28 protein-coding genes and 1 riboswitch are annotated in these 24,334 nt (G+C 39.9%); of the genes, 23 read left to right on the top strand and 5 right to left on the bottom strand.

The features are described from left to right. Window positions 1–5: 5 nt before the first annotated feature. From rodA to R8925_RS07610, 16 genes are all read left to right on the top strand, one after another. The gene (gene rodA, locus R8925_RS07685) at window positions 6–1,181 is read left to right on the top strand and encodes a rod shape-determining protein RodA (protein ID WP_430535303.1); all 1,176 of its coding nucleotides are present in this window, start codon (window positions 6–8) and stop codon (window positions 1,179–1,181) included. Between the two features lie 177 nt (window positions 1,182–1,358). Beyond that, window positions 1,359–1,712, top strand: a complete 354-nt coding sequence (locus R8925_RS07680) for an arsenate reductase family protein (protein WP_430535302.1) — start codon at window positions 1,359–1,361, stop codon at window positions 1,710–1,712. Window positions 1,713–1,740: 28 nt separating this feature from the next. After that, window positions 1,741–2,118: a glycine cleavage system protein GcvH gene (gcvH, locus tag R8925_RS07675; protein ID WP_036069427.1), complete on the top strand. Its 378-nt coding sequence runs from the start codon at window positions 1,741–1,743 to the stop codon at window positions 2,116–2,118. Between the two features lie 67 nt (window positions 2,119–2,185). Continuing rightward, window positions 2,186–2,491 (top strand): thioredoxin family protein, encoded by a 306-nt coding sequence (locus R8925_RS07670; RefSeq protein ID WP_430535301.1) that lies wholly within the window; start codon window positions 2,186–2,188, stop codon window positions 2,489–2,491. Window positions 2,492–2,679: 188 nt separating this feature from the next. After that, the gene (locus R8925_RS07665; RefSeq protein WP_430535300.1) at window positions 2,680–3,552 is read left to right on the top strand and encodes a cation diffusion facilitator family transporter; all 873 of its coding nucleotides are present in this window, start codon (window positions 2,680–2,682) and stop codon (window positions 3,550–3,552) included. Window positions 3,553–3,608: 56 nt separating this feature from the next. Then, window positions 3,609–4,307: a response regulator transcription factor gene (locus R8925_RS07660; protein WP_430535299.1), complete on the top strand. Its 699-nt coding sequence runs from the start codon at window positions 3,609–3,611 to the stop codon at window positions 4,305–4,307. Next, the gene (locus R8925_RS07655; RefSeq protein WP_430539425.1) at window positions 4,291–5,439 is read left to right on the top strand and encodes a sensor histidine kinase; all 1,149 of its coding nucleotides are present in this window, start codon (window positions 4,291–4,293) and stop codon (window positions 5,437–5,439) included. The genes R8925_RS07660 and R8925_RS07655 overlap by 17 nt, the downstream gene beginning before the upstream one ends. 139 nt (window positions 5,440–5,578) lie before the next feature. Continuing rightward, complete coding sequence (locus R8925_RS07650; protein WP_430535298.1) at window positions 5,579–6,415, top strand: D-alanyl-D-alanine carboxypeptidase family protein; 837 nt, start codon at window positions 5,579–5,581, stop codon at window positions 6,413–6,415. Window positions 6,416–6,502: 87 nt separating this feature from the next. Continuing rightward, window positions 6,503–6,621: riboswitch (SAM riboswitch) on the top strand. A 96-nt stretch (window positions 6,622–6,717) separates the two neighbouring features. Next, window positions 6,718–7,740 (top strand): methionine ABC transporter ATP-binding protein, encoded by a 1,023-nt coding sequence (locus R8925_RS07645; RefSeq protein WP_430535297.1) that lies wholly within the window; start codon window positions 6,718–6,720, stop codon window positions 7,738–7,740. Then, window positions 7,737–8,411 carry a methionine ABC transporter permease gene (locus R8925_RS07640; protein WP_430535296.1) on the top strand — a complete coding sequence of 225 codons (675 nt, stop codon included), beginning with the start codon at window positions 7,737–7,739 and terminating at the stop codon, window positions 8,409–8,411. Before R8925_RS07645 ends, R8925_RS07640 begins: the two co-directional genes overlap by 4 nt. A gap of 17 nt (window positions 8,412–8,428) precedes the next feature. Next, the gene (locus tag R8925_RS07635; RefSeq protein ID WP_430535295.1) at window positions 8,429–9,259 is read left to right on the top strand and encodes a MetQ/NlpA family ABC transporter substrate-binding protein; all 831 of its coding nucleotides are present in this window, start codon (window positions 8,429–8,431) and stop codon (window positions 9,257–9,259) included. 115 nt (window positions 9,260–9,374) lie between these two features. Then, the gene (locus R8925_RS07630; RefSeq protein WP_430535294.1) at window positions 9,375–10,016 is read left to right on the top strand and encodes a response regulator; all 642 of its coding nucleotides are present in this window, start codon (window positions 9,375–9,377) and stop codon (window positions 10,014–10,016) included. Next, window positions 10,013–11,128 carry a sensor histidine kinase gene (locus R8925_RS07625; protein ID WP_430535293.1) on the top strand — a complete coding sequence of 372 codons (1,116 nt, stop codon included), beginning with the start codon at window positions 10,013–10,015 and terminating at the stop codon, window positions 11,126–11,128. The genes R8925_RS07630 and R8925_RS07625 overlap by 4 nt, the downstream gene beginning before the upstream one ends. Before the next feature lie 104 nt (window positions 11,129–11,232). After that, on the top strand, window positions 11,233–12,171 hold the full coding sequence (locus R8925_RS07620; protein ID WP_430535292.1) for an ABC transporter ATP-binding protein: 939 nt from the start codon (window positions 11,233–11,235) through the stop codon (window positions 12,169–12,171). 19 nt (window positions 12,172–12,190) lie between these two features. Continuing rightward, entirely contained in the window at window positions 12,191–13,297 is a 1,107-nt protein-coding gene (locus R8925_RS07615; protein ID WP_430535291.1) for an ABC transporter permease, read from the top strand. 1 nt (window position 13,298) lies between these two features. Beyond that, a complete protein-coding gene (locus tag R8925_RS07610) occupies window positions 13,299–14,447 on the top strand; it encodes an ABC transporter permease (RefSeq protein WP_430535290.1) in 1,149 nt (382 codons plus the stop codon). A gap of 18 nt (window positions 14,448–14,465) precedes the next feature. On the opposite strand, the gene R8925_RS07605 is transcribed toward R8925_RS07610, so the two are convergent. The 4 genes from R8925_RS07605 to R8925_RS07590 form a co-directional block, all read right to left on the bottom strand. After that, entirely contained in the window at window positions 14,466–14,867 is a 402-nt protein-coding gene (locus R8925_RS07605; protein ID WP_430535289.1) for a type II toxin-antitoxin system death-on-curing family toxin, read from the bottom strand. Then, window positions 14,864–15,112 (bottom strand): AbrB/MazE/SpoVT family DNA-binding domain-containing protein, encoded by a 249-nt coding sequence (locus R8925_RS07600; RefSeq protein ID WP_430535288.1) that lies wholly within the window; start codon window positions 15,110–15,112, stop codon window positions 14,864–14,866. The genes R8925_RS07605 and R8925_RS07600 overlap by 4 nt, the downstream gene beginning before the upstream one ends. Before the next feature lie 82 nt (window positions 15,113–15,194). Next, a complete protein-coding gene (locus R8925_RS07595; protein ID WP_430535287.1) occupies window positions 15,195–15,647 on the bottom strand; it encodes a threonine/serine exporter family protein in 453 nt (150 codons plus the stop codon). Window positions 15,648–15,825: 178 nt separating this feature from the next. Continuing rightward, window positions 15,826–16,578, bottom strand: a complete 753-nt coding sequence (locus R8925_RS07590; protein WP_430535286.1) for a threonine/serine exporter family protein — start codon at window positions 16,576–16,578, stop codon at window positions 15,826–15,828. 173 nt (window positions 16,579–16,751) lie between these two features. On the opposite strand from R8925_RS07590, the gene R8925_RS07585 reads away from it, so the two are divergent. From R8925_RS07585 to R8925_RS07575, 3 genes are read left to right on the top strand one after another with little or no spacing between them, the layout of a single operon-like run. Continuing rightward, window positions 16,752–16,961, top strand: coding sequence for a YdbC family protein (locus R8925_RS07585; protein WP_430535285.1), 210 nt, complete (start codon window positions 16,752–16,754; stop codon window positions 16,959–16,961). A 14-nt stretch (window positions 16,962–16,975) separates the two neighbouring features. Further along, the gene (locus tag R8925_RS07580; protein WP_430535284.1) at window positions 16,976–17,641 is read left to right on the top strand and encodes an alpha/beta hydrolase; all 666 of its coding nucleotides are present in this window, start codon (window positions 16,976–16,978) and stop codon (window positions 17,639–17,641) included. Window positions 17,642–17,661: 20 nt separating this feature from the next. Then, entirely contained in the window at window positions 17,662–18,588 is a 927-nt protein-coding gene (locus R8925_RS07575; RefSeq protein WP_430535283.1) for an NADP-dependent oxidoreductase, read from the top strand. A gap of 109 nt (window positions 18,589–18,697) precedes the next feature. Here the strand turns inward: R8925_RS07575 and R8925_RS07570 are convergent, their stop codons facing one another. Next, window positions 18,698–19,948: a hypothetical protein gene (locus tag R8925_RS07570; protein WP_430535282.1), complete on the bottom strand. Its 1,251-nt coding sequence runs from the start codon at window positions 19,946–19,948 to the stop codon at window positions 18,698–18,700. Between the two features lie 382 nt (window positions 19,949–20,330). On the opposite strand from R8925_RS07570, the gene cas6 reads away from it, so the two are divergent. Genes cas6 through cas5b form a run of 4 tightly spaced genes read left to right on the top strand, consistent with a single transcriptional unit; the run spans window position 20,331 to window position 24,294 of the window. After that, window positions 20,331–20,984 (top strand): CRISPR-associated endoribonuclease Cas6, encoded by a 654-nt coding sequence (gene cas6 / locus R8925_RS07565; protein ID WP_430535281.1) that lies wholly within the window; start codon window positions 20,331–20,333, stop codon window positions 20,982–20,984. Between the two features lie 11 nt (window positions 20,985–20,995). After that, the gene (gene cas8a1, locus R8925_RS07560; protein WP_430535280.1) at window positions 20,996–22,675 is read left to right on the top strand and encodes a type I-B CRISPR-associated protein Cas8b1/Cst1; all 1,680 of its coding nucleotides are present in this window, start codon (window positions 20,996–20,998) and stop codon (window positions 22,673–22,675) included. Next, complete coding sequence (gene cas7i / locus R8925_RS07555; protein ID WP_430535279.1) at window positions 22,665–23,534, top strand: type I-B CRISPR-associated protein Cas7/Cst2/DevR; 870 nt, start codon at window positions 22,665–22,667, stop codon at window positions 23,532–23,534. The genes cas8a1 and cas7i overlap by 11 nt, the downstream gene beginning before the upstream one ends. Then, entirely contained in the window at window positions 23,512–24,294 is a 783-nt protein-coding gene (gene cas5b / locus R8925_RS07550; RefSeq protein WP_430535278.1) for a type I-B CRISPR-associated protein Cas5b, read from the top strand. The genes cas7i and cas5b overlap by 23 nt, the downstream gene beginning before the upstream one ends. The last annotated feature ends 40 nt before the right edge of the window (window positions 24,295–24,334 follow it).

Raw genomic sequence — 24,334 nt, 5'->3', positions numbered from 1 at the left:
TAAGAATGAATTCGCAAAACAAAATGTCTGCGAGAATTGATTACGGTCTCGTGTTGTCCCTGATGTTATTATGTGTGATTAGTATGGTTTCGATTTACAGTGCACAGTTAACAAATGAGCAATACAATGCCAATTTTGTCATGAAGCAAGCTGTTTGGTTTGTTGTCAGTGGCTTTGCAATTTTCGTTATTATGCAATTAGATTATGAACGATTGACCAAATGGGCTTACTATTTTTACGGCTTAGGTTTATTAATGTTGGTTTTCGTATTATTTTTCGGAAAAGAAGTAAACGGTGCGAAAAGCTGGATTATTATTCCGTTTCTAGGAAGCCTCCAACCATCTGAGGTTGTGAAAGTTATCCTTATCATTGTTCTTGCAAAAGTGATTTGGGACCACAATCGGAAGTACAAAATGCATACTGTTAAATTGGATTTTCTGCTACTAGTTAAAATGGGAATCATTACAATTATTCCGATTGGTTTAATCATGTTACAGCCCGATTTAGGGACTGGCCTTGTTTTCATCGCGATTATGTCTGGTATGATTTTAGTATCAGGAATTACTTGGAAACTTATTGTACCTATTTATGGCTCGATTGTTGCTATTGGGGGAACGTTACTATACTTAGTACTCTATCATGAAAGCTGGCTTGTAAAATTAGGTTTTAAATCGTACCAATTTGAGCGTATTCATACGTGGATCAATCCTGAATCAGATCCTCAAGGTGGTGGTTATCAAGTGTTGCGTGCCATGACAGCAATCGGTTCGGGTCAAATTGGCGGAAATGGTGCTGGTTACAATGCCATCGCAATCCCCGAAAATCACAATGACTTTATCTTCACAGTTATTGGTGGCGATTTTGGATTTGTCGGTGCGAGTATTTTGCTGGCGATTTATTTCTTGTTGATTTACCAAATTATTCGTGTGGCACTTGATATCGGGATTCCGTTTTATTCGTATATTTGCACTGGTGTTGTCATGATGATTATGTTCCACGTTTTTGAGAATGTTGGCATGAATATTGGCTTACTACCAATTACGGGTATTCCATTGCCATTTATCAGTTACGGAGGTAGTGCACTCCTCGGAAATATGATGGCGATAGGACTTGTGCTTGGAATCAGGTACAACTACCAGAAATCGATGTTTACGGTTAAGGAAGAGAAGCTCGCTGAATAAGTAGAAGTTATCTTACTCAGATAAACGACGACATGGAGCATTTGTCGGCACAATGACCTTATCTAAAATGATGGATAAGGTCATTTTTTATGCATTTTTCAGGGAACTATTTGTTATTGTCACCAAAATCCATTATGATAGAGTTAGCATTATAATTTTGGGAGGGAAATAACTAATATGATAACTTTTTACTGGTATCCGAAATGTTCGACGTGTAAGAAAGCAAAACAGTGGCTAGATGAGAACAAAGTGGCTTATAATCAAATAGACATGATTGAAACACCGCCGAAAAAAGAGGAATTGCAAAAATGGTTTGCAGCTAGTGATTTAGGAATTCGCCGTTTCTTCAATACAAGTGGCATTTTGTATCGCGAAATGGGCTTAAAAGATAAAGTAGACCAAATGACAGAGGATGAAGCGTTTACATTACTCGCTACAGATGGTAAACTAATTAAGAGGCCAATCGTTACAGATGGCAAAAAAGTGACTCTTGGTTTCAAGGAAAGCGAATTTGTAGAAAACTGGAAGTAAATACTGACTTGAAGGGGGATTTATTAAGATGAGTTTACCAAAGGATTTACGTTATTCAGAAGAACACGAATGGGTGAAAGATGACTCGGGAAATTTTGTTATCGGAATTACAGATTTTGCGCAAGATCAATTGGGTGATATTGTTTTCGTGGAGTTGCCAGAAGTTGGTGATACGATTACACAAGGTGATTCTATTGGAAGTATTGAATCTGTTAAGACGGTATCCGATTTTTATGCTCCAATTACTGGTAAAGTAGTTGCTGTGAACGAGGAATTGGAAGATGCTCCAGAATTACTTAACTCGGCACCATATGATGCGGGTTGGTTATTGAAAGTGGAAGATGCGGACGAGGCTCAAGTTGCAGCATTGCTTTCAGCGGAAGATTACGAAAAAACGTTAGATTAATAAGGATACATAGAAGACCCTGCTTGCATGGATGCGACGGGGTTTTCTTCATTTGGAGGGGCTTGAATTGGCAGATTTGTGGAATAAGCAACAGTTGATGGCACGGATTGACGATAATGAGGATTTTGCAGTTTATTTTTATACGCCAATGTGTCTTGGCTGTCAGCAGGCGATGAAGTTGGTGGATATGGCGGATGATGCTATGCCTGAACTTACAATCGGGAAAATGGATTTGAATTATGTTCCGGAATTGGCCGAGCGTTGGGCAATCACGAATGTGCCTGTTTTCCTTATTTTTAAGCAAGGAGAGTTGGCCGCAACGAGCTATCGGACTGGGAATATGATGGAGGTTTATGATTTTTTGAAAAGATGAGATAACTCTCTGTTTTTATTTTGATTTTCGGATCGGATTGGATATAAAAGGGTTATATTTTTAGTTAGACCAACAAAATTTCGTATCCGATATAGAAATGCGCTACCTAAACAAGATTGCTATAGACCCACATGAAAGGGTTATGGTACTATGTTTTAGGTAGTTATTTATGTTGACGGGGGTAAGAAATGAGCAATTCTAATTTGACTATTCTATCGGTAATAAGTAATTTTGTTATCGTTGTTTTGAAATTTATTGTGGGGTTTTTGACGGGGTCAGTGGCAGTTATTTCGGAGGCTGTGCACTCATCAATGGATTTGTTTGCGTCGGTGATTACGTTCTTCTCGATTCGGATTTCTAGCAGGCCGGCGGATGATGACCATCCTTATGGGCATGGCAAGGCGGAGAATATTGCGGGGACGATTGAGACATTCCTTATTTTTGTGGCTGGGATTTGGATTATTTATGAGTCGATGAATAAGTTTTTCAATCCGCATGAGATTCGGTTTCCAGCGCTCGGTATTGCGGTGATGTTGTTTGGAGCTGCTGTGAATATTGTTGTTTCGCGGATTATTAAAAGGGCAGCGGATAGAGAGAATTCGGTAGCGATGAAGTCGAATGCGTTACATTTGTATACGGATGTGTTCACATCGCTTGGGATTGCATTTAGTTTGTTGCTCGTTCATTTGACGGGATGGCTATGGCTTGATCCATTGATTGCGATTTTGACGGCGTTTTATATCATGTATGAGGCTTGGAAATTGTTGAAGGAGTCGTTCCCGCCGTTGATGGATAAGCGTTTGTCACCGAGCGAGGAAGCAGAGATTAAGCGGATTATTATGACGCATCAGGCCGATTTTATTGAGTTTCATGATTTCCGCTCGCGCCGTGCTGGTGCGCAGGAATATATTGATTTTCATTTAGTAGTCGCGAATAACCAAACGATTGAGCAGGCGCATTCGTTGTGTGATGTGATTGAAAAGGAAATTTACGATTTTTATGCGAAGGCGCAAGTGTTGATTCATTTGGAGCCGGAAGAGGAAAAAGTTTTGACGAAATGATAGGCGCCTTATGTTACAATACTTGTAAGCGAGATAAAAAGTGAGGTGGCGATAGAATGACATCAATTTTAATTGCGGATGATGATAAAGAAATTGTGGATTTAGTGAAATTATATCTTCAAAATGAGGGTTATACGATTTTTGATGCGTATGACGGCGCCCAAGTATGGGATGTAGTACAAAAAGAGCAGCTGGATTTGGTTGTTTTAGATATTATGATGCCGAAAATGGATGGCCTAGAAGTTTGCCGTTTGATGCGTCAAGAGGGGATTACGACACCAATTTTGATGTTGAGTGCGAAGGCGGAGGATAACGATAAAATTATGGGTCTCTTGACTGGGGCGGATGATTATATGGTAAAACCGTTTAATCCGTTAGAGCTGTCGGTTCGCGTGAAGGCCATTTTGCGACGGGTGCAGTTGATGAGGCAAGGACATTTGGGAAGTACACCGCTTAATCAGCTGATTTTAGGGCCAATTGTGATTGATCGGGAATTGCACACGGTGATGGTACATGAGAAGGACTTACATTTGACGACCTCGGAATTTGATATTTTATTTTTGCTTGCGAATGAGCCTGGTCGTGTTTTTAGTTCAGAGTTGATTTTTGAGCGAATTTGGCAAGAGAAGGCGCTTGGTGCGAGCAAGACGGTTATGGTGCATATCAGTAATCTACGCGATAAATTGAGAGACGCGATGGATGGAGAGAATGTGATTAAAACTATCTGGGGAGTAGGTTATAAAATTGAAGTTTAAGCAGTTCATTTGGCGTATCTGGCAGCAAATGTCCTTACTGCAAATTATTGTTTTAGCATTTTTGTCTTGGTGGGCGAGTGTTATTACATTGCGGACGATTGGCTTATGGCTGGTTTCTGTGACGAGTGATTCGATAGTGTTGACTGGAACTACAACGCGGTTTATTGATTTATTTGGCTATGGTCGTTATGATAGATTGCTTAATTCACCATGGCTCATCACGGTTAAATATCTTGGTATTTTAGCTGTTGCGTTCATCTTTTTCAATTTTTTCTATTGGCTTTTTAAGCAGAATTTACTCAGAAAACAGTTGCGACAAATTAATATAGCCATTCTTCAAGATCAGCCTATGGAGCAGGATAGTTTGATTCCAGAGATTATACAGTTGGAGGAAAGCATCGAGAAAATGAGAGAACATCAGGCAAAACTGATTGAGCAAGAGCAAGAGGCGCAACAAGCTAAAAATGACTTAATCACAAATGTGTCGCATGATTTACGTACGCCGTTAACATCGATCTTGGGTTATTTAAGTTACATTCACGAGGATAGATACCGGGATGAGGTGGAGTTACGTCATTATACGGAACTTGTATACGGCAAGGCGCAAAGGTTGCATAAATTGATTGATGACTTGTTTGATTATACACGACTTGAAAGCACAGAATTTCATATTAAGGAAGACATGTTGGATATGGTGGAACTACTGCGCCAATTGGTTTCTGAGTATGAACGCTCTGCTGCGGAGAAAGAAGTGCGCATCGTTGAGATGTATGCTGTGGATAATCTGAAAGTCAAGGGTGATGGGATGCAGATTATGCGCTTGTTCGAGAATTTGTTTTCCAATGCGCTTCGATATGGTGCTTCTGGGAAGAAAATCGATATTAGTGCGAAAAAAGAAGCTGGAATGGCAATTATCGAGGTTTCGAATTATGGGACAGAGATACCGGCCAGTGACTTGCCACAATTGTTCGAGCGTTTTTATAAAGTAGACAAGAATCGGACAACGGTAGGAACTGGACTTGGTCTAGCGATTGCGAAGTCGATTGTTGAGCGCCATGGTGGATATGTTTTTGCAACGAGTAGAAAAGGAAAAACAACTTTTACGGTGAAATTGCCGATTAGTGAGCGTTAGTTTTGAGATTCAGCATATAAAATAATTTGTTTTCTTACAAAACTGTTATTTTAGGCGCTGAATCTTTACTTTTTCTTTCTAATTTCTTACCTTCCATTTTATTATTTTCAGGTAAGATGTATTAGGAGGAGGGGAAAAGATGAAAAAACAGACGCTTGTTCTAGTGTTAGCTTGCTTGACGATAGTTGCTATTTTAGTTTTTATATTTTTTATGAAGGATACACGTGCTAAGCCATTATTTGAGGCAACGAGTGCGCTTGTTGTTGATGCGAAAGAGGATAAAACGCTTTTGTCACAAAACGAGAATAAAGCTGTCCCAATTGCTAGTTTGACCAAATTAATGACGACTTATTTGATTTTAGAGGCGGTACATACAAAAAAACTCGCTTGGGATGAGATGCTATCCTTACGTTATTTGGATGATCCCCAGGCGGTGAGTCTTTACGCTAAAACGGGAGTAAAATACTACACGGCACAGGATTTATTTGCAGCGATGTTAATTATGTCGGCAAATGATGCTGCAGAAGCGCTCGCAAGTCAGGTTGATGAGAAGAACTTTGTAGACAAAATGAATGCAAAAGCGCACGAGTTCGGAATGTCAGATAAGACGCATTTTAGTAGTGCAAGTGGGCTAAATGAGGCTGGAGATATATCCGTATCAACGGCGGCTGATTTAATGATTTTGACGAAGCGATTACTAAAAGATTACCCAGAGGTGCTGGAAACGACATCGCGCTCGGAATATGTGATGCAAAAAGGGGATTCTATCCAGACGACAAATAAAGTGCTGGCAGATGGCCTTGTGCAAGGTATGGACGGCTTAAAGACAGGATATACAGATCAAGCCGGCTATTGCCTTATTGCAACGGCAGTTCAGAATGGTAAACGAATTATTTCGATTTCATTGGGTAGTAAAAATGAAAAAGAACGAATGAGCGATGCCCAAACATTGATCGATTTTGGTTTTTCAAAATAAATTCGCAATTGAATCTTGACAAATCCGACTAAAAACATGTAATATTAATAAACACAAGGCGCGCGAAATATGGACGCCTGAAAAATAATCTTATCAAGAGTGGTGGAGGGACATGCCCGAAGAAACCCAGCAACCTAAGTGGATGTTCGATGCATTCATTGCAAGGTGCTAATTCATACAGAGCGTTATGTTCTGAGAGATGAGAGAAAAGCGTAAATTATGTATGTAATTACACCTTTCTTCGCTCCAAGTAGCAAGAGAGGTTTTTTGTTTTTAGAAAAAGATTGAGGGTGGAGTTTACTTTGATAAGGCTTAAAAATGTTGCAAAGGATTACAAGGTTCGGAAAAATAATGTCAGAGCTGTAAACGATGTAAGTCTAGATATCGAGAAGGGTGAAATTTTCGGAGTTGTCGGATATTCGGGCGCTGGTAAAAGTACACTGATTCGAATGTTTAATGGTTTAGAGTTGCCAACAGAAGGCACAGTGGAAGTGGACGATTTATTTATTTCCAAAATTAGAGGGAGTAAACTGCGCAGGGCACGTCAGCAAATTGGAATGATTTTTCAACATTTTAATTTACTCTGGTCACGCACGGTATACGATAATATCGCTTTTCCTTTGGAGATTGCAGGAGTGCGTGGTGAGCAAAGACGTTTTCGAGTGAATGAGTTGATTCGGCTTGTCGGCTTGGAAGGAAAAGAAAATGCGTATCCGTCAGAATTAAGTGGTGGACAGAAGCAGCGTGTTGGGATTGCACGCGCGCTTGCAAATAACCCGAAAGTCTTGCTTTGTGACGAGGCAACATCAGCACTTGACCCTCAAACAACTGACGAAGTACTGGAACTATTGCTAGATATTAATCGTCGTCTGAATTTAACGATTATCGTGATTACACATGAAATGCACGTCATCCGCAAAATTTGCAATCGTGTAGCGGTCATGGAAGCTGGGCGCGTGGTTGAGCTTGGCGATGTGATTGAAGTTTTCCAACATCCGAAAGAGTCTGTGACGAAGCGTTTTGTACGTCAAGTAACGGAGTCAGATGAAACGGAAGAATTGATTCATCTGTTGCTGGAAAACTATTCAGAAGGTAAGCTTGTGAAGTTGCTTTTTGTTGGCGGGACAGCGACACAACCAATTATTTCGCAAGTGGCGCAAGATAATAAAGTGTTACTCAATATTTTACATGGGAACTTGACGCAAACACAAAATGGTGCGTATGGGACTTTATATATTCAAATTCAAGGTGAAGCGTCGCAAGTAGATGCCACAATCACTCGGTTACGCGAGCTTGAGATAGAAACGGAAGTGATTGAAGGATGAACGATTCTACAGGATATTTCGCAAATGTCGATTGGGACATGATGAAAACGGCCACAGAAGAGACGCTTTATATGACGCTAGTTTCTCTGGTAGCGGTCTTTATTTTAGGATTGGCTTTGGGGCTTGTTTTATTCTTGACGAACCGAAAAAAGGATGCGGGATCAAGGACGGCGTATTGGATAACAGCCATTTTGGTCAACGTGTTCCGCTCGATTCCATTTATTATTTTAATTGTGTTATTACTTCCGATGACAAAAACGCTTGTCGGTACGATTATTGGACCAAAGGCGGCACTACCAGCCTTGATTATTTCGGCGGCTCCATTTTATGCGCGCATGGTTGAAATTGCGTTTCGCGAGGTGGATAAGGGCGTTATCGAGGCAGCAAAAGCAATGGGTGCCAATTTATTCACAATCATTGGTAAGGTTTTGATTCCTGAAGCTTTGCCGGCGATTATTTCAGGTATTACGGTGACGGCGATTTCACTGGTTGGTTTCACGGCTATGGCAGGTGTTATCGGTGCAGGAGGGCTTGGGAATGCGGCTTATTTAGAAGGCTTCCAACGAGCGCAGCCGGCAGTCACATTAGTTGCGACTATTATTATTTTAATTATAGTATTTGTTTTCCAATTCATTGGGGACATCTTGACCAAATGGGTCGATAAACGATAGAAAAGGGGAGTTAATAGATGAAAAAAGTTTTATTAGGATTATTTACACTGACATTGGTATTAGTTTTAGCGGCTTGTGGCGGAGGTTCGAAAGATGACGCGAGTAGCGATAAAGGAACAACACTCGTTATCGGTGCTTCTAACTCACCACATGCTGTTATTTTAGAAAAAGCGAAACCTATCTTAGCAAAAAAAGGTATTAATCTAGATATTAAAAAATACACGGATTACGTTATGCCTAATGTGGCATTAGATGAAGGCGACTTGGATGCGAACTATTTCCAAACGATTCCTTACATGGAGCTTGAAATGAAGGAAAAAGGTTATAAATTCGTAAACATGGGTGGCATTCATATTGAGCCAATGGGCCTTTATTCTAAGAAAATTGATTCACTAGAAGATTTGCCGAAAAATGCCCAAGTGATTATGTCTAACAGTAAATCGGATTGGCCACGTGTGCTAGGAATTTTGGCTGATAATGGCGTGATTAAATTGAAAGATGGTGTGAAGCGCCAAGACGTGACGTTTGATGATATCGTAGAAAATCCGAAAAACATTAAGTTCAAGTATGATGTGGATGCTGGCTACTTGATGACAGCATATAACAACGAAGAAGGCGATATTGTTGCGATTAACTCGAATTTTGTTGTAGATCAAGGTATGAATCCGAAAGAAGACGCAATTGCGATTGAGAAAACAGATTCTCCTTACGTGAATATCGTTGCAGCAAAAGAGAAGAATAAGGACAACAAAGATATTAAAGAATTAGTGAAAGTATTACAATCAAAAGAAATTCAAGATTTCATTACAAAAGAGTGGAAAGGTGCAGTCGTGCCGGTTTCTAACTAAAAGCTCCAAAAAATCGTTCTGCCTAATGAAATAGGTGGGGCGATTTTTTTGATGAATGGAGAAATAGTTAGAAATATGCTATGTTGGATTTATGAAATGGATGGTGGCGGCGAATATGATTAAAATTTTAGTAGTAGATGATAATTCTTTTATTACCGGTGGGTTAGAAATTATTTTGGGGACAATGGACGGGATTGAGGTTTTAGGTGCTGCGGAAAATGGTGCGGAGGCAGTGGCTTTTTGTCAGATGCATGAGGTGGATGTGGTACTGATGGATGTGCGGATGCCGGTAATGGACGGGGTTGAGGCAACGAAGCAGATTACGGAAACGACGCAGACGAAAGTAATTATTTTGACGACATTTGATGATGATGCTTTTATTTTGAAAGCTATTGAAAACGGGGCGAAGGGTTACTTACTTAAAAACAATGATCCGCAGATGATTCGTCATGCGATTACGAGCGTGATGCAAAATCAGAGTATTTTACAGGACGAAATTTGGGATAAAGTGAAATCATCACTCGTTAGTGAGGCAAAACCGGATTTGAGTAACTTACATTTGACGGCGCGTGAACTGGACGTGATGAAGGCTATTGCGAGTGGGCTGTCAAACAAGGAAATTGCTAAAAATTTATTTATTTCGGAAGGTACTGTCGCCAATAATATTTCGGCTTTGCTCGGTAAATTAGGATTGGATCACCGGACGCAACTGGCGATTCTTTATTTGACGGGGCGTGTTGGAGGCGGCGAGGCATGACGAAGTGGAAGGTAATGCTCGATGTGGCTGTCTGCGTGTTGCTGATTGCCTATTTGTTTGAGGTGAATGCGAAAGGAGCTCTTATAGCACTTTATTTACTGCATTTTTTATTGTATTTGTCAGTGACATTGTTATCTTTTATTTTAGTGCGTTATAGAGTAGAAATTCGTATTTTATTAATTGTTCTTGTAGGCATTTCAGGGTTGTGGTATTTGCCGTTACTGATATTGTTATTACCATTTTGTACGTTTGCGCTTTGGTTACAGGGGCGAAAAATAAATATAGGCTGGATCTGGGGGCCTTTGCTTTTGACCTGCATTATGTTTTTTTTCAGCGGATTACCATTGATGTATGTAGGAATTAGTGTGTTTGTAGGGGTGTTTTATTGGCATTTGAACCGGATGGCTTATTTATTAGAAGAATTAACACTTGAAAATGAAGATATGCGAGTGAAGTTGGATGGCTTTGTTGCAAGGCTTGAGGCTGCAGAAACGAATGGGCTTAGGCAGGCATATTTGGCAAAATTAGAGGAGCGGAATACGTTATCACATGAAATTCACGATCAATTGGGACATTCGTTGACGGGTGGTTTGATGCAGTTAGAGGCTGCTAAAGCGCTACTTCCAATTGACCTTGAAAAGGCTACAGAATTGCTGAATAATGCGATTGCGATTAATCAATCGGGTATTGAAGAAATTCGAAAAACGTTGAAAATGACAAAGCCGGCGCAGGAAAGTTTGGGTGTTAATAGATTGAAGGCGCAGCTGGAGGCTTTTGAGATGCAGTATGGGATTCGAACAATTTTTCAGATGCAAGGTGTTGTTGGAAAAATATCGCAAGGAATGTGGTATGTGTTGATTCAAAATATGACGGAAGGGCTTACGAATGTGTTGAAATATAGCCAAGCAACAAAGGTCGAGGTATCGCTAGCTGTTTTGAATAGATTCGTGCGTTTAGAGTTTCGTGATAATGGGATTGGTGCTACTTCATTAAACAAAAGTTTAGGTTTGACGGGAATGGAGGAGCGAACGGCGAAACTGGGAGGTAAGTTAATTATTGATGCGGCGAATGGTTTTGTGATTGTGACGTTATTGCCAATTCCAGCTGAATAAATTCGTGGGATTCTCACGGGAAGAAAATGAGTAATTGCACTATTGTGATGCTCCTTTTTTTTCTATACTAGTAAGTAAGATGATAATGGAAGTGAGGAGAAGTTATGAAAATCGTTGAAATTGAGCAGTTGACGAAGAAGTTTGAAAAAAATATTGCCGTGGATAATTTGGATTTGACGATCGAGGAGGGGCAGATTTTTGGTTTGCTTGGTCCTAACGGTGCAGGGAAAAGTACGACGATTAGTGTTTTATGCGGGCTTTTGAAGAAGAATAGCGGACAGATTCGCTTATTTGGAGAGGAGCAGGAACAGCATAGTTTACAGATTAAGCAACGAATTGGTTTAGTGCCACAGGAAATTGCGCTGTATACGGATTTGTCGGCTTTTGAGAATGTGCGTTTTTTTGCGGGACTTTACGGGTTGCGTGGAAAGGAATTGGATGCAGCAGCGGTAACGGCTTTGGAGTTTGTTGGTTTGGCAGATAAGGCAAAGGATAAGCCGGGGACTTTTTCAGGTGGGATGAAGCGGCGGTTGAATATTGCGTGTGCGATTGCGCATAAACCGGAGCTGATTATTATGGATGAGCCGACGGTTGGGATTGATCCGCAGTCTAGGAATTATATTTTGAAGTCGATTAAGAAGTTGAATGAATCGGGATGCACGATTATTTACACGAGTCATTATATGGAAGAAGTGGAGGAATTGTGTGACTATATTTCAATTATTGACCACGGAAAAGTGATTGCAGAGGGCACGAAGGAGCAATTGGTGAGCCTTGTTTCGGACATCAAAGAAATGCGTTTAGTTGTGGACGATGTGGCAAAAATAAATTTAGATGTATTGCGGGCGATTTCAGGTATTCAAGCGGTGGAAGTAATAGAAGGCAATACGCTTAAGATTACATCCAGCAGTGAAGTAAATAATTTGAATACAGTATTAGGTGCGCTAATTAGCCAGTCAGTTGAAGTGATTGAGATGAACCAGCAAACGCTGAATTTGGAAACGGTCTTTTTGAATTTAACGGGCCGGAAATTACGAGATTAGAGAGGGAGTTGAGCTTGTGATGATGATTTTTCATATTATGTTGAAGGCAATCAAGCTAACGCTACGTGACAAGGGCTTTTTCCTCTATATGATGATTTTCCCATTAGCGTTGATTTTGGTGCTGGGAAGTGTGTTGCAAAATGCTTTTAGTAGTGATGTAGAGCTGGATAAAATGACGGTGGAATACACGGTACAAAAGGATAATCCGCTAGGTAAGGCGTTTGGTTCGTTTGCAATGAAGGCTAGTGGAAAGCAGGTGACGTTTAAAAAGGCGGATAGTGCGAAGTCTGGCAAAGAAGCGGTTGATAACGGTGACGCTGTGGGCTACGTGGACGTGAAAGATGATTTGACGGTGACAACGAATTCACCAAGTCAGATTGAGAAAAGTGTGCTCGATGGCTATTTGAATGGCTTTACATCGCAATATCGGTTGGCGAGCACGATTATAAAAGTGGATCCAACACAGGCTACTGTTTTGCAAAGTCCTCCGAAAGCATCTGATACTGCGATTCAAGTGGAAGAATTAGCATCAGGCAATGATATTAGTGCTTTCGAATATTATGCGATTGCGATGATTGCTATGGTCATGATGTTTGGGATTAATAGCGGCATCAACGTATTTCGTGAGGAAAAAGTGCGACATACCGATGTACGCTTATTCATTGCACCGATCAAGAAGTCGACTGCGATTATTGGAAATTTTCTCGGTGCGATTTTTATGCAGACGGTCTCACTCATTTTGCTGATGGTCATTTCCGATTTGTTTTTCGGCGTTAATTGGGGCGAGTATAGCCTTGTTATTTTTGTCATTTATTTTAGTTTATTATTCTTATCGGTGGCACTTGGAATGGCGGTCGATGTGTTCAGCAATGGTAATCCCGCGGCGAATGGAGCTGCGTCAATTATGATACAAGTATTTGCTTTTCTGGGAGGCGCGTATTTCCCAACTGGTGACGGGCTAATGTCAAAATTATCGCCAATTGGTTGGGTTCGTGTCGGTGTCAAGGATGTATTGTATAATCATGATTTAGCTGCAGCAACGTTTCCAATTCTGACAAACTTATTGATAACCGGAGTTCTTGTCGTTGGGATGAGCTTGTGGATTAGACGAAAGGAAGTGTATTAAAATGCAACAAATTGGTTGGATTTTCAGGCATAATTTGAAAAGCCTCACACAAAATAAGGCAAAGCTGCTCGTGATTATAGGTTTGCCGATTTTAAGTATTTTAATCTACTTTCTTTCATATGGGGCTCAATCTGAGACGACTGCATTGAAAGTTGGTTTGGTGAATGAGGATCCAGGTGTTTATACGACACAAATGGTGACTTGGATGAAGCAAGATAACGATAGTATTCAGTCTGTTTCGAAGGCTTCTGGAGATAAGAAATTAACTGGTGGACAATTAGATGCGCTCATTATTTTTGAAAAAGGCTCGGAGGATAGTATTGCGGCGCTTAATCCACAACATATTAAAGTAAAATCGATGCAAGGTGATGCGGTTAATAACACAGTGAAAAGAACAGTGGATGCCTCGCTTAGCAATATTATGACGATGATTCAGGCGAGTGAAAAAGGCGGACAAGACTTTTCAAAATATGCAACGACGTTTGATCAATCTAAAGTAAATGTGATACAAAAAACAACGAGTAATCAGCAAGATATCGTATTAATGATGTCGACGCAAATTCTTGGTTTTCTATGTATGATGCTGCTTTATGCGGCTGGTAATCTGGGCGAGCTGATTTTGCAAGAAAAAGAAGATGGCACATTTTACCGTTTGATGTCAACACCGCTTAGCAGTAAAGCCTATTTATTTGGAAATGCTCTATTTGCGCTAGCGGTCGTTGTGACGGAGATTACGATTTGTCTAACGGCGATGCGATTTGCATTCAAAATTGACCCAGGCGTATCCTATTTCGCACTATTTGGCGTGTTATTTGTCTTTGCAATTATGGCAGTCTTGCTGTCATTAGCACTCGGATTCACGGCGACAAGTAGAAAGAGCGTCAGCGGATTACAAATGATTTTATTTACACTTACAAGCTTGCTATCAGGCGCGCTTATTCCAGTTCAAATCATGCCAGCATTCATGCAAAAAATTGCGGAATTCCTGCCACAATATTGGGTAATGAACGCGATAACGACTTTACAAGACAATGGCAATTTGGCATCAATTAGCTTGAATATCGCGATTATACTAGGATATGCCTTACTATTCTTCTGCATTGCGAGCTATAAATTTACAAAAAATAATCGAGTGAGTTCTTTCATATAAAAAATTCGGCGATGCCTGTTAGCGAGGCATCACCGAATTTTTTTGAATCCAAGTAGAAATGGCTTCGAGTTGCATAGTACTATTTAATGCAATACTAACTGTAAAATCTTCTGCATCTTGATTGGAGGCCATTAATTGCGAACCATTATATTTTAAAAATAAAGCTAGAGAAGCAAGAGCTGTCCGCTTATTTGCATTTGCGAAACAATGTTTGATGACTAAATTTTTGTAAAGAATCCCAGCTTTATCATGTAATGTTGGATAAAGTTCACGCTCGAAAACGATTTGTTTCGGCTGTTCTATGAACATATTCAGCGCACCAGGCTCGATAATACCAATGGGTTCCATCGGACTAAATTTCTTAATCAACAAACCGTTTAGCATAATGACCTCGGGTTCCGTGAGATAACGAAGCGTCATCGATCGACTAAACCGCGGAAGGCTTGATCGTATTCATCTAGCACTTCTTCGGCCATTTTCAGAAAATCTTGGGAGACAGCTTCTTTTTTCTCAGCGGCTTTTCTTAGTTCTACGACATTATCCTTAATTACAAATTCCACATTATCGCCAGAAACGAGCTCTAGTTTAGACATGATATCCGGCGGCAATGTTGTAATAACACTATGACCAGATTTTCTAGTGGATCTTTTCAATGCATACATCATTGTAATCACCTTTTCTATAATAGTATACATGTATATACGTATCGATTCAAGAGGCGTATTTCCTATCTATAAAGAAAGAGACTCAAATATTCTCCTTATGTTCTCGAAAACGACGGATACTATGGTTTAAAATCTCCGAAAGAACGAGGCCAGCAGCAATCGCACCAGCAACTAAGGCGACACGTACAGAAAACGAAATAGCTTCAAGATAATCGCCGAGCACAAAATTCCGAACGGCTTGGTATGCGAGTCCGCCAGGTACAAGCGGAACAATGCCAGGAACATTGAAAATCGTGACTGGCAACCTTTTTGATTTTGCAAAAAAGAAACTGGCGATAGCGACAATAAAAGCACCAGCAAGCGTACTTATCGTTGTCCCAGCGTCAAATTGCATTAAAACCCAATAAGTCATCCAGCCAAATGTTCCTGTCAGACCACACTCAATAAGCGAGCGACGAGGAACATTGGTGATAATTGCAAATGCGAGCGTGGCTAAAAAACTAAAAGCGAGTTGCATGAGAATAGTCCAAAACATGTTATTACCTCCTTACATGTGTGTGTTGCGATTGGAATCATTGCTTGGTTCTTTTCAGATTAGGCTTCAATGGCTAGCTCCTCGGAAATTTCGTGGCCTCCAAAAAAGTCAAAAGAGGAGTTTTTCTGCGCCCCCTAACAATTTCTGTCGGAGCTGAACGAGCCATTTTAGCACTTCATTAGCCAAAAAACCGAAAAACCACAGCAATTCCAATTCCAATCGTCCCAGCCGTAATCAATGCCTCTGTACCGCGTGCCATTCCAGATAACAAGTGTCCAGCCAGCAAATCGCGCACCGCATTCGTGATCGGCACGCCAGGAACGAGTGGCATCACGCCTCCAATAATCATCTTATCCAGACTCACTCCCCAGTCGATAGAAATCGCCAAAACGGCCAGCAAACCAACCGAAAAAGCCGCTAAAAACTCCGCTAAAAATTTCACTTTAAAGAATTCCGTCCCGTAATAAAAAATCACAAATCCAATCGCACCGATAATACAAGTCGTCAATAAGTCTTTCCAAACCCCACCAAAAATCATCATCAGTGTCCCACTCACGACCGCCGCCGCGACAATCTGCAACCAGACGGGGAAAAATTTCACTTCCTTATCAAGCGCCCGCAATCTCGTATAAAGTTGCCCCAATGTAATTTGCTTCATGGTAAACTCACGCGATAAATCATTAACCAAAGAAACCTTTTCCAAGTTAATCGTTCGCGCCGGAATCTGCTCCATTTTCACGGTTGAACCACCATGCAAAGCCATAAAAATCCCGGTCGGTGTCACGAAGCTAATACCCTTCCTCTCAGAGGCTGCCTCTGCAATCCGACTCATTGTATCTTCCACACGGTACATCTCTGCACCGCTTTCCATCATAATTTTTCCTGCTAATAAACACGTATCTAATAAAAAATCTTGAGGAGTCTCTTCCACTATTACGGCCTCCGTTCCATCTAGTCTCTAATCCCATCCTAACGCAACCACAGCGATTTTTCTAGTCAAAATAAAAAGATTTTTTTGAAATACGATTCTGCGAGGCGATTTGAGGGTAAATATCTGTTAGTATGAACTATGTGGAACATTACTTAAAAAAGGAGTTTTGGCAGATGAGCAATATTGAATATGAAATTGTAGAACATATTGGTGTTTTGTCGGAGAATGCAAAGGGTTGGCGCAAAGAGGTTAATCTCATCAGTTGGAACGGGCGTGCGCCAAAATACGATATTCGTGACTGGTCACCGGGCAATGAAAAAATGGGCAAAGGTTTGACACTCACGGAGGAAGAGTTTAAAAAAATTGCTGAATTAGCGAAGTAACGGGGGAATTGTTTATGTTTGCATATGATATTTATGAGCCAATTAATCGGAAAGTAGAAGATACATTTCCGACTATTTTTGCACTTCACGGTATTGGAGCAGATGAATTAGATATGCCAGGCACGCTGGAATCACTCATGGATCGCTTTGTAATTGTTAGCATCCGCGGTAACGTACAGCAAGGGCCAGGTTATTCCTATTATAAACCGGTATTAGACGGTGAACCGAGTGAAAAAACGGTTTCATATGCAGCAAGCAACGTTCACGACTTTATTGAAATGATTTTGAAGCAATACCAATCAATTGACCGGGAAAAATTATATCTATTTGGATTTGACCAAGGTGGAATTGTTGCTATGACTGAGTTTTTGAAAAATGGTGGGATGTATTGTGGCGGCGTTTTTCTAAGCGCGAAGTTACCTACTTTTTTAGAAAATGGACCAAAAAACTTATTATTGAAGTCCAAACGTGTTTTTATAGGTCATGGCACAAAAGATCCGGTTTTTCCGATTACAGAAGGCGAGCGAGCAGCAAAATATTTTGAAAGCTTGAGTAATGATGTGACATTCCAAACTTTTGATGTGGTGCATAATGTTAGTGAAGAAGAAGCAGAAGCCATGTTAGAGTGGTTTACGAAAGTCGAAATAGATAATCAAGACACAAAAACGGAAAATAGTTAAACAAACATGGAGGTTACAGGATGAAAGCATTAGGTTTTAAAGAGTACGGCGAACCAGAAGTATTTGAAGAATTAGAATTACCGAAACCAAAAGCAAGTGAAAAAGGCCTAGTTATCAAGGTTTTAGCGGCAGGTGTTAACCCTTATGATGGCTTATTACGATCAGGTGCCATGCAAAAAATGCGCCCGCTTGAGTTCCCGATTGTTCCAGGGAGCGATATTGTCGGTGAGATAACCGAAGTCGGCTCAAAAGTGAAGAATTACGCAGTTGGTGACATTGTAATTGGCCATCCAGCAATTGGTGGCTACAGCGAATATGTTGCGACACCGAGCTATAACGTTGTGAAAAAACCAAAAGAAATGAGTTTGGAGGAAGCAGCAGGACTTGCGTCAGTCGGAATTACGGCTTATTATGCCCTGCAACTTGCTAAACTGAAAAAAGGTGAAAAAATCATCATTCTAGGCGCTTCTGGAGCAGTCGGTTCGATTGCCGTCCAAATCGCGAAAGAGCAAGGATACAAAGTGATTGGCGTCGCGAGCAGTAAAAATGCGGATTACGTCAGTGCACTAGGTGCTGATCGCGTGTTCTCATACGATAAGGATGATTTATCGCAAGTATTGCATAATAAAGTGAATGTTGTTTTAGATACCAGTTTTGGGGGAAAGGCATCGGCAGAAGGATTGCAGTACGTGAAGAAAGGCGGACGTTATGTATCGCTTACCAGCTTACCAGAGAACGCGGATGAGAAGAAAGTGAAAGCAATCCGGATGAAGCGCTCGAAAGATATGAAGGATAAAGAAGCGTTAGGATATTTGGCCGATTTATACCGTGCACATAAATTACAACTGAAAACTGCGGAAGTGCTGACGTTTGATTTACGAGGTGTGATTGGTGCGCACCAGCTGATTGATAAGAAGCAAGTGGCTGGGAAATTGATATTGAAGTAAGGAAAACTCATTTTTACATAAAAAAGCAAGATTCACGTCCTCTCGGGAAAAGGGAAGCGTGCCATCTTGCTTTTTTTGCGCAAAAATAAGTGGTGCGGATGGTGTCTTTTTAATTGAGAACCTCACCCAAATATAAACCACTGCAAGCCGCGTGTGAAAGGGAATACGTTACACCAGAGCAATCCCCGATAAAATAAAGACCAGGAACATCAGATTCAAAACGAATATTGGTGTGTATTTCCGGTCCGAAATATTTCGTGTCATAGCAGTATAATAAGGTGTTTCCGTCTATTTTAGACTGCATACTCTGCTCTAAGCAGTGAAGAAAATCTATTGTATCTGTCAACAAATCATCTAAAAGGATGTTCGCTGTAAAATCCGATTCATAGGCTAATGTACTCTGAACTTTTTTGATAGATTCAAATTCTGAGGAAAGAGAGTGAAGAGGATAGCCAATGATTCGGTCGCTATTTTGATTGATTTTATCAAATAGGGAGTCGAGATAAGCGTTCATCTGTGCTTCAGTGTCAAAATAGTACGGGCGAAAAAGTGTGAAGTTTAGATTTTTGCTTGGTGTTTCTTCTCTACTATTTTGGCCCTCGGGTGTGACTCGACCGTGTAGGTTTCTCTTAATCACCCGGCCATTTTTATTCATACAGTAACTATACATATTGGCCTTTTTCATCTTTACTTCTAAATCATTTTGTAGTAGCGAATCGAATGTTTCACTCAAAGTTTCGATACGAAAGCCAATATCAACTCGATTATTTTGGTATACAAGCCCTAGATTGGCAAAACTTTTATTGAGAGCAGCATTCTTTTTTGAGCCAGTGGCAACAATGACTTTTTTTGCATGAAAAACATGATTTTCTGAGGTTGTAATACGAAAGTTTCCATCTTGTTTTTCTATATTAGTCACTGCATTATTGAATAGAAAATCTACTTTATCAGATAAGTAGGTAAAGATATTATGGTAGACCTCTTTGGAAAGCACTGTGCCTAAATGTTTTGTGTGACATGCTAGGAATTTTATAGAAGAGTCGCTTTGGTTAGTTGCGTGAGATTGATATGTCAGTGCAGCTTTCGCGCCAAATGTATTGAGTATGGATTCGACTTCTGCCAAGTATTTACGCACTAACGCCTCTCCAATTTTACTACTTAAATGGCTACCCAAATCAGGAGAGAAGTTATATTTTCCTTCTGATAAACCTAGACCGGCAAAACCAGACGTGGAGGCTTTTACAAGGCGGGTAGCTATGTCAGGGCCGGAATCGATAGTGAGGATTTTTTGATCAGTATGTAGGTTTAGCATGGCAAAAATACTGCTGACACCAGAGCCGATTATTATTGTATCGTACATGTTTTTGACTCCTTTCTATAATAATTATCGATGTTAACTTATTTAAAGTTTAGGTTAACATTTTTGGTGTGAAATTGCAATGGACTTTGACAAAGAGGTTTAGCGGTCAGATCTAGTAGTCCTTTTATTTGTAATGTACAGTTTTCAAATACATATGGCAGGGAAATAGGCGCATACATGTCATTTTTGTGAACAGATTGAAAAATTGTGGGAAAATCCCCTTGTTATTAGGTGCAAGCAGATATTAATCTATTATATGATAGATTTGTTAGGTATTTTATCTACATAATAAAAAAGTAAATGAGGTGATGATTTGAGATTGAAGGTTGTATGTGAACTAAGCGATGAGCGATTTCCGTTAAATTTTAGACGGAAAATTTTGATGGTTATTAAAACAGGAATGAAGCAATCACATCCAGATGTATTTGAAGAATTGTATGCTACTAATACACCAAAAGATTTTACATTCTCTGTCTACTTTAAAGATGGGGTATTTGGAAAAGAAGGTATCGTTGTAAAAGGGAAACAATTAATTATTAATTTTTCAACGGGAAATTCTGAGTTGGCCATTGTTTTTTATAATGCATTTGTCAGTTTAAGAAATAGTCCACTAAAAATTACAGAAAATTGTGAGTTAATAATTCGGCGCGTGGATATCGTTAAGGTTCCTCCGGTAGTAGAAGAATGTATGGTGTTTAAAACACTCTCACCGATTGTTTGCCGAGACCATGATAGAGAAACATTCAAAGATTGGTTTTTTAGTCATGAGGATGAGCAATTTGTACCACTATTAAAAAGGAATTTATTGATTAAGATGCGGGATAAGTATGGTGATTTTGTAGAAAAAGATATCGAGGCAATGAGAATTACTCCACTGAAAATGAAGAAAACAGTTGCTTTACATTATGATATTTATATTGCTTGCTCTATTGGGCTTATTGAGGTGGAGGCACCAAAATATTTGTTAGAAAATATGTTATCAGATGGAATTGGTTCGTTAGGCGGAACAGGGTTCGGAATGGTAATGCAGGCGTAGGAGGTGAAATAATGAAAGAAATAGAATATCGCGCGAACGACTGGCTTTTTAACGCAGGACTTGTGGGATTTATCAATATTGTGGGCAAAGAAAATGTCAGAATCAACGGGCAAAGTGTCTTTTTCGATACGGGGTTATTGGATGGATTTGAAGATAAATATTTTGAGTATTTTATTGGTGAATACGAGAAAACGCTGTCATGGTATAAAATTGTGTCGTTCAAAGAAAAAATGGCGCTACATCGCAAGGATGATTTCTCGAATTTTAATGAGGCCGCACTGGATGAGCTAAATGATTACATCGTGAATATCGCGAAATATTATTTAAAAAGTGCTAGTTATATAAGCGTTTATCCGATTATCGATGCTTCTGTTGATCCCGTTCAATGGGGAAAAGACCTCGCAAAAGTTGGGCAATTAAAGAAGAAGGAGACGTTTGAGGAGAAGCGTTCGGAGATCATTCAAGAAGTGAAGCAAGTTTATTCGAAATTAGACCAAATAATCGAGTTTTGTCAGAAGGGCAAGAAATACTTAGCTGCTAAAAATGTGATTTATACAGTGATTAAAAATGGTTGGAATGGCGTTTCTTTCCTTAATCCGCAGACGAAGGAGAAAGATGTGTATGTGGATTATCGAAATAGTTTTCTTGAGCCTGTGATGGAATATTTAGAAACGGACTTAGAAAAAGCAAAATTTACTTGTTTTACGTGTAATCAGCCAATTAAAAACTTGAAACTTGATCTTAGTTTTATGAATGAAACGGGTTTTGATACGGCTCGTAAAACCTCACATGTATGGGATTTTAACAATGATATTGCGGTGTGTCCAGTTTGCAAACTAATTTATTCATGCGTTCCAGCTGGGTTTACGTATGTTTACAATAATGGCATTTTCATCAATGATTCGGTGGATGTTGATACGCTATACGTGATTAATAAAAAAGTGAGAAATGAGATTTTGCATCATCACGGGGACACTTTGAATTCAATCAGCCCTTATCGCGCTTTAATTGAAGCTATCACGAATCAAGTGGAGGACAAGCGGCACTATGAATTAGCAGATATTCAGATTGTCCGATATGAAAATGATACTTACCGTTTTAATATTTTATCGAAACGAGCGCTGGACGTTTTTCACGAGTCTAAAAATGCGCTGAAGGCTATTCAAAGAAATGGCTTTAAAGAAGGAAACTTGAACGTTAATTTTTATCAGGAAACGGTTCGGCGGTTGATGAATAATGAGAATTTGTTTACATTTATCCACAAAGCGATGTATTTGAAAGTGACAAATGTGAGCAATACGTATTATCATATGGGGCATATTGGTAGCTTGCTCGAAATAAATACGAATTTTCTAAAGGAGATAGAGGCGATGACGGAGATTTCTAAAGGTCGAATTTGGCATATTAACAAGTGTGGATTAGAGTTTAAAAAAGCATATCCGGAGCATAAACGTGGCGGTTTTAATTATAAAGTACTGAATGCGTTAAAAACCAATAATCGGGATGCGTTTATGGACATTATTTTAAACAGTTATTCGTATTTAGGAAAAGTAGTTCCGGATTTTTTCTTGGAATCTTTTACAAGTGATGAGACGTTTAAAACGGTTGGCTATGCGTTTATGGTTGGTGTAAATGGTGCGGTGGAGCAAGATGACAAAGATAAAGATGGGGGAACGGATAATGAAAAGTAAGGGGCTAGCAATGACGATTGTTTTTCAGGCAGAAAGTGCGAACTACGGGGAAAGTTTAGGTAATATTTCAGCGCTAAAAAAAATATCTCGCAATAATGGCGACCAGTATACGTATATTTCTCGCCAGGCGATTCGTTATAATATGATGGAGCAGATTGGTGAGAAAGAAGCACCAGTAAAAGCGGAAGGTAGCGGCGATAAAAAAGTCATTCAATTTTTGAGTGAGGCAACGATTACGGATTTCCCAGAACTAGATTTCTTCGGTTACTTAAAAACAGAAAAGGGAACACAAGGACAAAAGCGTTCTGCAAAAGTTCGGCTGTCAAATGCGATTTCTTTGGAAACTTTTAAAGCTGATTTGGACTTTTTGACGAATAAAGGGCAGGCGGATAAAGTTGGGGAAAATATGAATATCGCGCAGGCGGAAATTCATCGTTCGTATTATCGCTATACGGTGACGATTGATTTGGATCAAATTGGGATTGATGGACAAGTCCAAGTGGATAACAAGGAAAAAAGTCGTCGTGTTCAGAAGCTAATGGATACGATTGCGTTCTTATATCGCGATATTCGTGGTCGTCGTGAGGATTTGAAACCATTATTTGTAATCGGTGGTGTATATGATGTGAAGAATCCTGTGTTCCAAAACGTTGTGGACATTAAAGATAATCAGATTCTTGTGGATAATATTTTGGGTGTTCTGGATTATTCGGGTATTAAAGAAAATACGAAATGTGGCGTAATAAGCGGTCAGTTCAATAATACTTCTGAGATTGAAAGTAAGCTTAGCGCCGAGTCAGTTCCAGCGTTTTTCAACGATCTTAAAGAAAAGATTGATGCATATTATGAAAGCAATTAGGATTAAATTGTGGCAGGATTTAGTGAATTATAAGAAACCAACGAGCTTTCAGTTGAAGGAAACATATCCATTACCGCCTTATTCAACGGTTATTGGATTAGTGCATACGATGTGCGGTTTTACGAGCTATCATCCAATGGAAATCAGTATTCAAGGGAAGTATTTCTCAAAGGTGAACGATTTGTATACGCGTTATGAATTCAAAAATGGAATGACATATGATGAGAAACGCCATCAGTTGAAAGTCGGGGATTATGGTGTTGGCCGGGGGGTTGCGACGGCGGAATTGCTCGTGGATGTGGAGTTACTTTTGCATGTGATTCCGGAAGATCAAGGCTTAGTGGAGCAGATTGCGGAGGCATTTCGGGAGCCTGTAGAATACCCGTCACTTGGTCGGCGCGAGGATATTGCGACGATTCAAGAGGTGAAGGTGGTTTGGGTTGAAAAGAAGGAAGCCGAAGAAGATTGGAAGCTGGATAACGGCTACGGTGCCTATGTTCCAATCTCAATTATTGAAAAGGATGACGTTTATTTTAGACCGCATGTGAAAAGTAGTGTTGGCAGGAATGATATGCTTGGAACGCGCTATTTATTGACGGATACTTATGAATTAGTCAATAGAGGAACGGCTAAAGCACCTAAAATGTATCGAAATTGGCTTAAAAAAGATGTTTTCTACACGACTTCACTTGTTATATCGGAAGAAGATTCTTTTTTTGTAGATGAAGACGGTAAATTGGTATTTTGGGATATAAAATAAGAATGAGAGGGTATCTCGGTGCCCTCTTTTTGGAGGTTTC

The sequence above is a fragment of the Listeria rocourtiae subsp. hofi genome (assembly GCF_963575615.1).
In the GTDB taxonomy this organism is placed as follows: Bacteria; Bacillota; Bacilli; order Lactobacillales; family Listeriaceae; genus Listeria_A; species Listeria_A hofi.
This window is presented reverse-complemented; position numbering and strand designations above follow the sequence as displayed.

Excerpts from the sequence above, each read along its gene's own strand:
- R8925_RS07575 (WP_430535283.1), top strand. The coding sequence starts at position 17,662 with ATGAAAGCATTAGGTTTTAAAGAGTACGGCGAACCAGAAGTATTTGAA.
- R8925_RS07665 (WP_430535300.1), top strand. The coding sequence starts at position 2,680 with ATGAGCAATTCTAATTTGACTATTCTATCGGTAATAAGTAATTTTGTT.
- cas7i (WP_430535279.1), top strand. The coding sequence starts at position 22,665 with ATGAAAAGTAAGGGGCTAGCAATGACGATTGTTTTTCAGGCAGAAAGT.
- R8925_RS07585 (WP_430535285.1), top strand. The coding sequence starts at position 16,752 with ATGAGCAATATTGAATATGAAATTGTAGAACATATTGGTGTTTTGTCG.
- gcvH (WP_036069427.1), top strand. The coding sequence starts at position 1,741 with ATGAGTTTACCAAAGGATTTACGTTATTCAGAAGAACACGAATGGGTG.
- R8925_RS07625 (WP_430535293.1), top strand. The coding sequence starts at position 10,013 with ATGACGAAGTGGAAGGTAATGCTCGATGTGGCTGTCTGCGTGTTGCTG.
- R8925_RS07605 (WP_430535289.1), bottom strand. The coding sequence starts at position 14,867 with ATGACGCTTCGTTATCTCACGGAACCCGAGGTCATTATGCTAAACGGT.
- R8925_RS07580 (WP_430535284.1), top strand. The coding sequence starts at position 16,976 with ATGTTTGCATATGATATTTATGAGCCAATTAATCGGAAAGTAGAAGAT.
- cas8a1 (WP_430535280.1), top strand. The coding sequence starts at position 20,996 with ATGAAAGAAATAGAATATCGCGCGAACGACTGGCTTTTTAACGCAGGA.
- R8925_RS07615 (WP_430535291.1), top strand. The coding sequence starts at position 12,191 with ATGATGATTTTTCATATTATGTTGAAGGCAATCAAGCTAACGCTACGT.
- R8925_RS07620 (WP_430535292.1), top strand. The coding sequence starts at position 11,233 with ATGAAAATCGTTGAAATTGAGCAGTTGACGAAGAAGTTTGAAAAAAAT.
- R8925_RS07630 (WP_430535294.1), top strand. The coding sequence starts at position 9,375 with ATGATTAAAATTTTAGTAGTAGATGATAATTCTTTTATTACCGGTGGG.
- R8925_RS07660 (WP_430535299.1), top strand. The coding sequence starts at position 3,609 with ATGACATCAATTTTAATTGCGGATGATGATAAAGAAATTGTGGATTTA.
- cas6 (WP_430535281.1), top strand. The coding sequence starts at position 20,331 with ATGGTTATTAAAACAGGAATGAAGCAATCACATCCAGATGTATTTGAA.
- R8925_RS07680 (WP_430535302.1), top strand. The coding sequence starts at position 1,359 with ATGATAACTTTTTACTGGTATCCGAAATGTTCGACGTGTAAGAAAGCA.
- R8925_RS07635 (WP_430535295.1), top strand. The coding sequence starts at position 8,429 with ATGAAAAAAGTTTTATTAGGATTATTTACACTGACATTGGTATTAGTT.
- R8925_RS07595 (WP_430535287.1), bottom strand. The coding sequence starts at position 15,647 with ATGTTTTGGACTATTCTCATGCAACTCGCTTTTAGTTTTTTAGCCACG.
- cas5b (WP_430535278.1), top strand. The coding sequence starts at position 23,512 with ATGCATATTATGAAAGCAATTAGGATTAAATTGTGGCAGGATTTAGTG.
- R8925_RS07640 (WP_430535296.1), top strand. The coding sequence starts at position 7,737 with ATGAACGATTCTACAGGATATTTCGCAAATGTCGATTGGGACATGATG.
- R8925_RS07650 (WP_430535298.1), top strand. The coding sequence starts at position 5,579 with ATGAAAAAACAGACGCTTGTTCTAGTGTTAGCTTGCTTGACGATAGTT.
- R8925_RS07600 (WP_430535288.1), bottom strand. The coding sequence starts at position 15,112 with ATGATGTATGCATTGAAAAGATCCACTAGAAAATCTGGTCATAGTGTT.
- R8925_RS07570 (WP_430535282.1), bottom strand. The coding sequence starts at position 19,948 with ATGTACGATACAATAATAATCGGCTCTGGTGTCAGCAGTATTTTTGCC.
- R8925_RS07610 (WP_430535290.1), top strand. The coding sequence starts at position 13,299 with ATGCAACAAATTGGTTGGATTTTCAGGCATAATTTGAAAAGCCTCACA.
- rodA (WP_430535303.1), top strand. The coding sequence starts at position 6 with ATGAATTCGCAAAACAAAATGTCTGCGAGAATTGATTACGGTCTCGTG.